Genomic DNA, 11,034 nt, shown 5'->3' with positions numbered 1-11,034 from the left:
GTCCACCCCCTCCGCACCAGGGAAGCAGTCATGTCGACCACCATCAGCACCGCGACGACGGCGCAGCCGTCACCGCCGCCGGAGGATCCGGCCTCCGGCACCCCGACGCCCTCCCGGCGCCGCCTGCCCCGCGCCGAGACCCTCCGGACTCTCGTCGTGACCGTCGTGATCCTGCTCGCGGTGACCGTCGCGGCCGGCGTGTCCAGCGGGAGTCCCGCCGTCCTGACCCAGGCGCTCGTCACCGGCGTCCTGACCGGCGGCATCTACAGCCTCGTCGCCATGGGGCTGACGCTGATCTACGGCGTTCTGCACATCATCAACTTCGCGAACGGCGCGATGGTGGGGCTCTCGCTTTACATCAGCTACGTGGTCGTCTCGTCGACGGGGGTGCACCCGTACCTGGCGCTGCTGATCACCGTCCCCGTGATGCTGGCGATCGGGGCGCTGGTGCAGGCCCTCCTCCTCAACCCGATCATGCGCGCACCCCTGCACACGCAGCTGCTCATCACGATCGGGCTGGCTCTCGCGATCGAGAACATCCTGCTGCTCGTCTTCGGCCCCAACCCCCTCTCGGTGCAGCTGCCGGGCAACAGCGGAGTGCCGGTCCTCGGCGCCACCGTCGAGCTGGCCCGCATCTACGCGTTCGCCGGCGCCCTCGCACTGGTCGCCGTGCTCTGGGTGCTGCTGCAGCGCACGAAGGTCGGCACGGCCATCCGCGCGGTCGCCGCGAACCCCGAGGGCGCACGCCTGGTGGGCATCGACATCAAGCGCATCTACATCCTCACCTTCGCGATCGGAGCGGGTGCCGCAGGGGCCGCGGGGACCCTCGTCGCTCCGTTCACGACGATCCAGCCCACAGCGGGCGCGATCTTCAACCTGACCGCCTTCGTCGTCGTCGTCCTCGGCGGCATGGGCAACGTCCCCGGAGCGCTCGTGGGCGGCTTGGTCGTCGGTCTCACCGAGCAGCTCGGTGCGCTGATCCTGCCCGGCCAGAGCCCCCTGCTCGCCGTCTTCGTCGTCTTCCTCATCGTGCTGTTCGTGAAGCCCAAGGGCGTCTTCGGGAGGGCCTCGTGACCACCACCGCGCCCCGCGTGAGCGCCGACCTCCCGGTCACCGCCCTGCGACCCTCCCGCCGCGTCCCCGTCGACTACCTCGTGCTCGCCGCCGTTCTGATCGTCGGCGCCGCGCTGCCGTTCGTCCTGCCGACGGCCGAGCTGACCATCGCCGTGCGCGTGCTGATCTTCGCTCTCATGGGCATCGGCTGGAACATCATGAGCGGGTTCGGCGGCATGTTCAGCTTCGGCCACGCCGCCTACTTCGGCATCGGCGCGTACACGACGGCCTACTTCGTCGCCGAGCTCGGGCTGAGCCCGTGGCTCGGGCTGCTCGCCGGGATGGCCATCGCCGTGGTCGCCGCTCTGGGCATCAGCTACCTGGCCCTGCGCTACAAGCTGACGGGCGCGTACTACGCCATGTCGACCTTCGCCTTCGCGGAGGCCCTGCGCCTGTTCGTCACGGGCAACGAGACGCTGCGCCGCACGGTCGGCTTCACGGTGCCGGTGCTCCCCGAGCAGTCGCTCGGCATGTTCCAGTTCTCCGCCGGCTCCCCGTACTACTTCTGGATCGGCCTGCTGATGGTCGGCATCGCCCTGGCGGTGAGCATCGTCTTCGTCCGCAGCCGCACCGGCCGCTTCACCATGGCCGTCCGCGACGACGACATGGCGGCCGCCGCCCTCGGCGTGAACGTCCTGCGCTACAAGCTCACGGCGGTGGCGATCTCGGCCGCCGTCACGGCGAGCGCCGGGATGCTCTACCTGCAGTTCACGATGTTCATCGACCCCGACCTCGCCTTCGGCGCGAGCGTGTCGAACAATGCCATCATCACCGCTGTCGTCGGTGGAGCCGGCACCCTCTGGGGTCCGCTGATCGGAGCCGTCGTGATGGCGCCGCTGTCGGATCTCGTGGCCGCGTTCCTGCGGAATCCGCCCGCCCCCTTCGAGTTCCTCGCCGGGCACGGCGGTCTCGACGTCCTGCTGTACGCGGTCATCCTGATCGCCGTCGTGATCCTCCTGCCCAAGGGCATCTGGGGCACGATCCTGAAGAAGGTGACGAAGAAGTGAGCCTGCTCGAAGTCCGCGGCATCGCGAAGTCCTTCCGGGGGCTGAAGGCCCTCCAGGGCGTCGACCTCAGCGTCGACGAGGGCTCGATCCTGGGGGTGATCGGCGCGAACGGCGCCGGGAAGACCACCCTCTTCAACTGCATCACCGGGTCGTTCGCTCCGGATGCGGGCACCGTCGTGCTCGACGGGCGCGACGTCACGGGCCTGCCCACGCACCGTCTCGCCCGCCTGGGCATGGTGCGCACCTTCCAGCTCATGCGGCCCTTCGCCACGATGACCGTCCTCGAGAACATCACGATCGCGACGATGAGCCGGGGAGCGCGGGGCGAGCGCGCCGCGCGGGCCGACGCCCTGCACGCCCTCGAGCAGACCGGCCTGGGCGAGTGGGCGGACCGGGTGTCCGGGTCGCTCCCCACCGCGGTCCAGAAGCGGCTCGAGCTCGCCCGAGCGGTCGCGATGCGCCCGCGGGTGCTGCTGCTCGACGAGGTGCTCGCGGGCCTGGTCCCCGCCGAGCGCACGCCGGTTCTCGAGCTGCTCGAGCGGCTGCGCACGGAGGAGGGCATGACCATGGTCTTCATCGAGCACATCATGGCGGCGGTCCGGCGCCTCAGCGACAGCGTCGTGATGATGGACCAGGGAGCCGTGCTCGCCGAGGGCCAGGTCGACGACGTGCTGTCCGACCCCCGGGTCATCACCGCCTACCTCGGTCAGGAGTACTCCCATGCTTGAGCTCGACGACGTCCGCAGCGGCTACCACGGTCTCGAGATCCTGCACGGGCTGAGCCTGCGCGTCGATCCGGGCGAGGTCGTCGCGATCGTGGGGGCCAACGGCGCCGGCAAGTCGACCACTCTGAAGACGATCGTCGGCGAGGTGAAGCAGCACGGCGGCGCGATCCGCTTCGAGGGCCGCACCGTCCCCCACGGCCGCAGCTACGACCTCGCCAAGCGGGGCCTGATGCTCGTGCCCGAGCACCGCGCGCTGTTCGGCGCGCTGACGGTCGAGGAGAACCTGCAGATGGGCGCCTGGGCCCGCCGCGACCGCACCGGATTCACCGAAGCCGAGATCCTCGAGCTGTTCCCCATCCTCGCGGAGCGCCGGAGCCAGCACGCCGAGACGATGTCGGGCGGCCAGCAGCAGATGCTCGCGATCGCCCGCGCACTGATGGGCGCTCCGCGGCTCCTCATGCTCGACGAGCCGTCCACGGGCCTCTCCCCCAAGCTCACCTGGGACGTCTTCCACGCGGTCTCCGCGATCCGCGAGCGGGGCGTCAGCATCCTGATCGTCGAGCAGAACGCGAGTCAGGTGCTCGCGCTCGCCGACCGCGCCTACGTGCTCGAGTCCGGCTCGGTCGTGCTGGAGGGCTCGGGAGCGGAGCTCGCCGCCGACCAGCGGGTCCAGGCCGCCTACCTGGGGGTGTGAGATGAGCGCGATCCCCAGCCCCCTCGAGGAGGCGGTGCTCGAGCTCGCTGAGTGGGCGCACGCCGTCGGCGAGGGCAGGGCGACGGTCCCGGCCTCCACCGACTCCGCCCTGGACCGCGTCCTCGCCAACCTGCTCGCCGTGACCGTGGGCGCTGCGGCATCGGCCGCCCAGCGCGAACTCGTGGCCGCCTGGCGACCCGAGCCGGGAGCCGCGACGCTCTTCGGCACCGGCCTCCGCGTCCCCGTCGAGACCGCTGCCTGGATGAACGGAGTGGCCGCGGTCGCCATGGAGCGGGACGAGGGCCACAAGGAGTCGAAGGGCCACCCCGCCGCCCAGTCCTTCCCCGCCGTCCTCGCCCTTGCGGAGAGCCTGGGCAGCAGCGGACCCCGGACCCGACGGGCGCTCCTCGTCGCGTACGAGGTCGGCGCCCGCCTGGGCCGCGCGACCGACTTCGCTCCCGACGTCCACACCCACGGCACCTTCGGTGTCGCCGGGGCGGCCGCGGGCTGCGCCGTGCTGCTCGGCTTGGACGCGAGCGGGATCCGCACGGCGATCGACGCGGGCTGCGCTCTGCCGGTGTCGACGAGCTGGGCCCCGGTCCTCGCCGGCTCGGCGGTGCGCGACCAGTGGATCGGAGCCGGCAACACGGCGGGGATCGCCGCGGCTCGCTTCGCCGCCGTCCGGCCCCACGAGCGCGTGTCCGGGCTCGAGCCGGCCCTCGGCGGTCGGCTCGGGACCGTCGACGCGGAGACCCTCGTCCGGGGTCTCGACGAGGGCGAGTGGCTGATCGAGAGCGGCTACCTCAAGCGCTACTCCGCGTGCGCCTACACCCACGGACCGGCGGACGCGGCCCTGCACGCCCGCTCGCTGCTCGCCTCCTCCGGTCGGTCGCTCGACGACGTGCAGGCGGTGGAGCTCGTCGTCACGGGCAAGGCCGCGGAACTGACGGCGACCACGTGGACGACCCGTCACGGCGCCTACTTCTCGGTGCCCTTCGCCGTCGCCAGCGCACTCGTGCACGGCGACGTCGACCACTCGCGCTCCGATCCGGACCACGCTGCGGCGCTGCTCCCGATCGCCTCCGTCGTGGACGTGCGCGCGGCGTCCGACGCCGACGGGCCGCTCTTCGCCGCATCGGGCCGCCCCGCCCGCCTGACTCTGCGACTGCACGACGCACCGCCGATCACGGTCGACGTCGGGCATCCGCTCGGAGACTCCACCCTCACGCCCTTCACCCCGTCGGCCGTCGACGGCCTCCTCGACGCCGCTCTGGTCGAGGTCGAGCGCTTCGACAGGCACGACGTGCTCGCGGTCGTCGAGGCTCTCCGCCTCGAGCGCCCGGCCGGCGCAGCGCTCGCCGCCCTCGCCTGACAGCACGCACCGCACCGCACCGCACACCGCACACCGCACACCGGAAGGACCACCATGGCCATCGACTGGAACGTCGAAGTCGCCCGCATCCGCACCCTCCGCGCGAACCGCACCAAGGTCGGACCCGGCAGCAGACCCGCTGTCGTCGTGGTCGACTTCCAGCGCGCGTTCACCGAGCACGAGCACGTCGGCCCCTCGACCCCGATCGCACTGGCGCACACGAACGAGCTGCTCGAAGCGGCGAGGGCCGCCGGCGTGCCCGTGGTCTACCTCGTCATGATCCTCGACTCGCTCGAGGACCGGATGCTCGCCCAGCGCGTGCGCTCGAGCCTCACCGAGCGCTGCGAGCGGGGCAACCCCTGGACCGAGATCTCCTCGGCCGTGCCGCCCCGCCCCGGAGACCACATCGTCGAGAAGACGGTCGCCTCGGGCTTCTACGAGACGCGGCTGCACGAACTGCTGCAGTCCCTTGGAGTCGACGAGGTCGTCATGGCCGGGACCTCGACCAGCGGCTGCGTCCGCGCGACGGTCGTCGACGCCGCGTACCGCGACTACCGGATCTCGATCGTCGAGGAGTGCTGCGACGACTTCCGCACCCTGTCCGGCGAGGTCTCGCTCTGGGACATGCAGGACCGCTTCGGCGATGTCGTGTCGAAGGAGTGGATGCTCGAGCGCTTCGCCGCCCGTGCCGGGGAGCGCTCCGCGGAAGCGGCGGCGGTGCCCGCGTGAGGGCCGCGGACCCGCGCTCCTCGGGGCTGTCCACGGACGAGCGGATGGTCTTCGACGCTCTGCCGACCCGGCCGCAGGTCACCTGGCCCGGGGGGCGCACGGTCGCCGTGTGGCACGCTCCCAACGTCGAGCACTACGACTACATCGCTCCGGGCAGCGGTCCGGGCGGGCCGCAGGGCCGGACCCCCGCGCCCGACGTCCAGCACTACATGCACCGCGACGCCGGCAACCGCGTCGCCTTCAAGCGGATGCTGCGGGCCGTCGACCGCTACGCGATCCCCTCGACGGTGTCGCTCAGCCTCTCGATCCTCGAGGAGCACCCCGAGATCCGCGACGAGATGCTGTCCCGCGACTGGGAGGTGATGAGCCACGGGATCTCGAACCTCCGCCCGATCTACGACCTGTCGTACGACGAGGAGGACGAGTTCCTCGAGCTGTCGCAGCGTCTCAGCGAGACCTACTACGGCGGCCGCCGGATCAAGGGCATGCTCGGCCCCAAGATCAGCGGCACCGACGACACGGCGGACCTCATGTCCAAGCACGGCATGACCTACCACGCCGACTGGATCCACGACGAGCAGCCCCGCCCCCTGCGCGTGGGCGGTGAAGCCGCGGGACGGCTGGTCTCGATGCCCTACAGCTTCATCGTCAACGACGTGCCGCTGCTGGTCGCCAAGCACTTCGACGGGCCCGGAATGGTCGAGCTGGCGAAGGCCCAGATCAGCCGCCTGCTGCGCGACGCCGAGAAGGACGGGCAGGGGCGGGTCGCCTGCATCGCCACGCACCCCTTCGTCTCGGGGCAGCCCGGCGTCAGCCGCTACCTCGAGGAGATCTTCGACTTCCTCCGCTCGGACGACCGGCTCTGGATCACCCGGGCCGGCGACATCGCCGACCACTACCTCGAGAACCACTACGACGAGCAGCTCGCCCACGCCGAGCTGCGGAAGGACGTGCTCGCATGAGCGCACCACTGCTGCAGCATCCGGCGGACGCCACGGTCTTCGCCCCGACCCTGCCCCGCGCCTGGGACGGCGGACGGCAGCCGTGGACGCTGCCCGGAGCAGCGAAGCTCGCGGTGAGCGTGCTGCTGCACGCGCCGAGCTACCGGGACGTCCCGCCCGCCGGATCCCGGACGCCGCTCTCGATGCAGGGCGGAGTCGGCCGCGACACCGCGGAGCCGCGGCACGGCCAGGTCGCGCGGCTGTCGCAGTGGGACTTCGGGCTGTCGGTCGGCCTCTGGCGCCTGCTCGACATCGCCCGCGACGCCGACGTCCCGGTGGCGGTCGCACTCGACTCCTTCGGCGTGCGCACGATGCCGGGGCTGGCCCGGCTGGCCGCGGAACGGGCCGACGAGATCGTCGTGCGCGGCAGCGCGGCCAACATCATCCTGTCGGAGGCGATGGGCCTCGAGGAGGAGCGCGCCTACATCGCGGAGGCGACCGAGACGGTGGCCGCGGCGACCGGCCGCACGTCCGTCGGCTGGTTCGGTCCGGAGCGCGGTCAGTCTTCGCGGACCACCCGGCTGCTGCGCGAGGCCGGCTACCGCTGGTTCGGCGACTGGCCGATCGACGAGCGTCCCGTGGCCCTGGACGGAGACGCCGAAGGGCTGACGGCGGTCCCCTTCGCCCTCGAGACGGAGGACGTGTACGCGCTCTTCACCCGGGGTCAGCGCCGCGGCGAGTACGAGCGGATGCTCGCCGACACCGTCGACCAGCTCGTGGCCGACGCCGACGTGGTCGGTGCCCGCCACCTGGGCCTGAGCCTGTTCGGGTGGGTCAGCGGGCAGGCCTGCTACGCCGACATCGCCGAGCGGACGCTCACCGCGCTCGCCTCGCACCCCGATGTCGTGCTGCTCACGCCGGGCGAGGTCGCCGCTCTGCCGGTCTGACGCCTCCGCGCTCCGCAGCGCCGCCGCACCACCCCGTTCCTCCCGGACCGCTCCGCGATCCGCCTCCCAGATCGGCCTTCCGTGACCACAGGAAGCAACACCCTCGCGCGCCCCGATGCCGCCCTGCCCCCGCTGCCGCGCAGCCTCGGCTGGGCGCTCGGATCCGGCACGATCCTGCAGGGGCTCAACTCGGCCGTCGTCGCCGTCGCCCTCATCCCGATCGCCGTCCACTTCGGCTCGTCCGCCGCGATCCCGTGGATCGTGTCCGGCCTCTACATCGCGGCGGCGGTCGGCTCGCCGACCGGCGGCAAGTTCGCCGACCTGTTCGGGGCTCGCCGGGTCTATCTCGCCGGCCTGGTGATCGCCCTCGCCGCCTCCCTCGCCGGCCCGTTCATGCCCTCGGTCGAGGCCCTCGTGATCGATCGGGTCGTCCTCGGCCTGGGCACCTCGCTGCAGTTCCCCGCCGCCATGGCGATCATCAGGCGTGCCGCCGCGCGGACTGAGCGCAGTCCGGTCGGAGCGATCGGCGTCGTCGCGCTGTGCGGGCAGACCATGGCGGCGCTGGGACCGACCATCGGAGGCCTCCTCGTCGTCGCCTTCGGCTGGCAGGGGATCTTCTGGGTCAACCTCCCGATCGTGCTGAACGCGGTGATCTGGGTGCTGGTCGCGGTACCGAAGGACGAGGAGCGCCCGCGGATGCGCGTGCTCACGGCGGTGCGGGCGATCGACCCGCTCGGACTCGTGCTGTTCGTCGCGGCGCTGGTGCTGCTGATGACCGGGCTGCTGTCGCTCGAGGGCGACCCGCTCTGGCTGCTCTTCGCAGCGGCCGCTCCGCTGGCAGGGCTGTTCGTCTGGCGGGAGCTCCGCGCGGCGACCCCCTTCGTCGACGTGCGCCTGATGGTGCGCCACAGGCAGCTCGGCATCACGTGCCTCCGCGCCGTCGTCACGTTCGTCTCGTTCTACTGCATCTTCTACGGTCTGCCGCAGTGGCTCGAGGAGTCGCGGGGGCTCGACGCCGCGGTCACCGGGCTCCTGATGTTCCCCGTCTTCGCCGTGGGAGTGGTCTCCACGATCCTCGCGACCCGGATGGGCCGCCGTCTGGCACCCCGCACCCTGCTCCTCATCGGCACTGCCGCGATGGTCGTCGGCGGAGGCGTCCTCGCCGTCGCGGTCGACACCGCCTCTCCGCTCTGGCTGCTCGCCGTCGCGAGTGGACTGCTCGGAGTGCCCAACGGCTTCAACAACCTGGGCAACCAGCTGATCCTGCACAGCGCGGTGCCCGAGAGCAGCGCGGGCAGCGCGTCCGGCGTCTACCGCACCTCCCAGTACCTCGGGGCGGCCCTCTCGGCCGTGATCGTCGCGCACAGCGTCGGGACCGAGTTCGACGCCGGCGGCATCCGCTCGCTCGGCGCCTGGATCGGCGGCATCGGACTGGTGCTGCTGATCCTCAACATCATCGCCATCGTGCGCGGGCACCGCGCCGGATCCGGAGGAACCCCGTGAGCACTGTTGAGGACGTTCCGAGCACCGCGGGTGCCGCGGTCGGCGCCGAGCTGTTCGACCCGCTCGTCCTGCGCGGGACGCGCATCCCGAACCGCCTGTGGCTGTCGCCGATGTGCACCTACGCGAGCGAGGACGAGGACGGGATCGTCGGCGACTGGCACCTCGCGCACTACGGGCAGTTCGCCCTCGGAGGCGCCGGGCTGGTCGTGACCGAGGCCACCGCGGTCCTGCCGGAAGGCCGGGTCACCCCGCAGGACGCCGGCCTGTGGTCGGACGCGCACATCGACGGCTGGCGGCGCGTGACCGATCTGGTGCACGCGCAGGGCTCGGTCGCGGGGGTGCAGCTCGCCCACGCCGGCCGCAAGGGCGGCAAGTACCGGGGACTGCCCGGTGACGCGGCCTGGAACCGGTCCGTGCCGCTCGAGGAGGGCGGCTGGAGCACGCTGGGCGCGACCGGTGAGGCGTTCGGCCGCTACGCACGGCCGCGCGCCGCCTCCACGGACGAGCTCACCGACGTCGTCGCAGCGTTCGCCGCCGCTGCGCGCCGGGCCGACGCGGCGGGCTTCGACGTGGTCGAGCTGCACGGGGCGCACGGCTACCTGCTGCACGAGTTCCTCTCCCCCGCGGCGAACCTGCGCTCGGACGAGTGGGGCGGGCCGCACCGCGCGCGCCTGCTCCTCGAGTGCGTTCGCGCCGTGCGGGCGGTGTGGCCCGCGCACAAGCCGCTGTTCGTCCGCCTCTCGGTCGACGACGTCGCGCCGGGTGGCACGACGGCGGTCGACACCGCTGCGCTCGCGCGCACTCTCGTCGGCGAGGGAGTCGATCTGATCGACTGCTCGTCCGGCGGCCTCAGCGCCGGTGCCGAGTACTCCCCCGCGCCCGGCTACCAGGTGCCGGGCGCCCGGACCGTCCGCTCGCTCGGCGGCGTTCCCGTTTCGGCGGTGGGACTCATCACGGCGCCGTCGCAGGCGGCGGAGATCGTCGCCTCAGGTTCCGCGGACGCCGTCATGCTCGGCCGTGAGCTCCTGCGGAACCCCCACTTCCCCCGGCACGCCGCCGCCGTCCTCGGCACTCCCCTCGCACCGCACCCCCGCTACCACCGGGCCTGGACCTGATCCTGCATCAGCGCGACTCCGCGGGACGAGCACCGTGCACGCGGAGGCCGTCGGAGTGACTACCGCCCCACGTCCGATGGGCACGCAGGCGACCGACAAGCCGAGCACCGCCCAGCGAACCGGCGATCCGCGTGCCAGCGGATCGCCGTAGCGGAACGCCCCCCCGCTCTGCGGAACGCGACCACCTCCCCGAGCCGACCGCGGAGCGAACGACGACGCAGGAGGAGTCCGCTCGAGACGACTCAGTCGAGCAGCAGCGCCGGCTCCTCCAGCACGCTCGCCACGTCGGCGACGAAGCGGCTGACGACGTCCCCGTCGACGACGCGGTGGTCGAAGGATCCGCCGACCGTGGTGACGTAGCGGGGGCGGACCTCGCCGTCGACGACCCACGGCTTCTGCTTGATCGTGCCGAGGGCGATGATCGCGACCTCGCCCGGGTTCAGGATCGGGGTGCCCGTGTCCATGCCGAAGACGCCGATGTTGGTGATCGTGATGGTGCCGTTCTGCATGTCGGCGGGCGCCGTCTTGCCGTCGCGGGCGTCGAGGGTGAGCTTCTCGAGGGCCTGGGCCAGCTCGAGCAGGCTCATCGACTGCGCGTCCTTCACGTTGGGCACGATGAGGCCGCGAGGGGTGGCCGCGGCGATGCCGAGGTTCACGTAGTGCCGCACGATGATCTCGGAGTCGGTCCACGCCGAGTTGACGGTGGGGTTCCGCCGGACCGCCCAGATGATGGCCTTCGCCATGATCAGCAGCGGCGACACCTTGGTGCCGGCGAAGTCGGGCGAGTTCTTCAGGCGCTTGACGAACTCCATCGTGCGGGTCGCGTCCACGTCGACGAAGACGCTGACGTGGGGCGCGGTGAAGGCGCTCTGCGACATGGCCGCCGCG

The 11,034-nt window shown here is 72.0% G+C and carries 11 protein-coding genes; 10 read left to right on the top strand and 1 reads right to left on the bottom strand.

Features of this window, described 5'->3' with window-relative positions; genetic code table 11:
- The 10 genes from NB037_RS16670 to NB037_RS16625 form a co-directional block, all read left to right on the top strand.
- Nucleotides 1-1,074: branched-chain amino acid ABC transporter permease (locus NB037_RS16670; RefSeq protein ID WP_251947766.1), on the top strand; the 1,074-nt coding region annotated here is incomplete at its 5' end.
- Nucleotides 1,071-2,120, top strand: a complete 1,050-nt coding sequence (locus NB037_RS16665) for a branched-chain amino acid ABC transporter permease (RefSeq protein ID WP_251947764.1) — start codon at nucleotides 1,071-1,073, stop codon at nucleotides 2,118-2,120. The genes NB037_RS16670 and NB037_RS16665, both read left to right, overlap by 4 nt.
- A complete protein-coding gene (locus tag NB037_RS16660; RefSeq protein ID WP_251947762.1) occupies nucleotides 2,117-2,848 on the top strand; it encodes an ABC transporter ATP-binding protein in 732 nt (243 codons plus the stop codon). Before NB037_RS16665 ends, NB037_RS16660 begins: the two co-directional genes overlap by 4 nt.
- On the top strand, nucleotides 2,841-3,539 hold the full coding sequence (locus NB037_RS16655) for an ABC transporter ATP-binding protein (RefSeq protein ID WP_251947759.1): 699 nt from the start codon (nucleotides 2,841-2,843) through the stop codon (nucleotides 3,537-3,539). Before NB037_RS16660 ends, NB037_RS16655 begins: the two co-directional genes overlap by 8 nt.
- Before the next feature lies 1 nt (nucleotide 3,540).
- The gene (locus NB037_RS16650; RefSeq protein ID WP_251947757.1) at nucleotides 3,541-4,911 is read left to right on the top strand and encodes an MmgE/PrpD family protein; all 1,371 of its coding nucleotides are present in this window, start codon (nucleotides 3,541-3,543) and stop codon (nucleotides 4,909-4,911) included.
- Between the two features lie 54 nt (nucleotides 4,912-4,965).
- On the top strand, nucleotides 4,966-5,640 hold the full coding sequence (locus tag NB037_RS16645; RefSeq protein ID WP_251947755.1) for a cysteine hydrolase family protein: 675 nt from the start codon (nucleotides 4,966-4,968) through the stop codon (nucleotides 5,638-5,640).
- A gap of 44 nt (nucleotides 5,641-5,684) precedes the next feature.
- Nucleotides 5,685-6,602: a polysaccharide deacetylase family protein gene (locus NB037_RS16640; protein ID WP_251947752.1), complete on the top strand. Its 918-nt coding sequence runs from the start codon at nucleotides 5,685-5,687 to the stop codon at nucleotides 6,600-6,602.
- A complete protein-coding gene (locus NB037_RS16635) occupies nucleotides 6,599-7,528 on the top strand; it encodes a polysaccharide deacetylase family protein (RefSeq protein WP_251947750.1) in 930 nt (309 codons plus the stop codon). The genes NB037_RS16640 and NB037_RS16635 overlap by 4 nt, the downstream gene beginning before the upstream one ends.
- A gap of 81 nt (nucleotides 7,529-7,609) precedes the next feature.
- A complete protein-coding gene (locus NB037_RS16630; RefSeq protein ID WP_251947748.1) occupies nucleotides 7,610-9,031 on the top strand; it encodes an MFS transporter in 1,422 nt (473 codons plus the stop codon).
- On the top strand, nucleotides 9,028-10,146 hold the full coding sequence (locus NB037_RS16625; protein ID WP_251947746.1) for an NADH:flavin oxidoreductase/NADH oxidase: 1,119 nt from the start codon (nucleotides 9,028-9,030) through the stop codon (nucleotides 10,144-10,146). Before NB037_RS16630 ends, NB037_RS16625 begins: the two co-directional genes overlap by 4 nt.
- Before the next feature lie 242 nt (nucleotides 10,147-10,388).
- Here NB037_RS16625 and NB037_RS16620 read toward each other — a convergent pair.
- A partial coding sequence (locus NB037_RS16620; RefSeq protein ID WP_251947744.1) for a dihydrolipoamide acetyltransferase family protein occupies nucleotides 10,389-11,034 on the bottom strand: 646 nt, incomplete at its 5' end.

This window comes from Rathayibacter rubneri (assembly GCF_023743255.1).
Taxonomy (GTDB): Bacteria; Actinomycetota; Actinomycetes; order Actinomycetales; family Microbacteriaceae; genus Rathayibacter; species Rathayibacter rubneri.
This window is presented reverse-complemented; position numbering and strand designations above follow the sequence as displayed.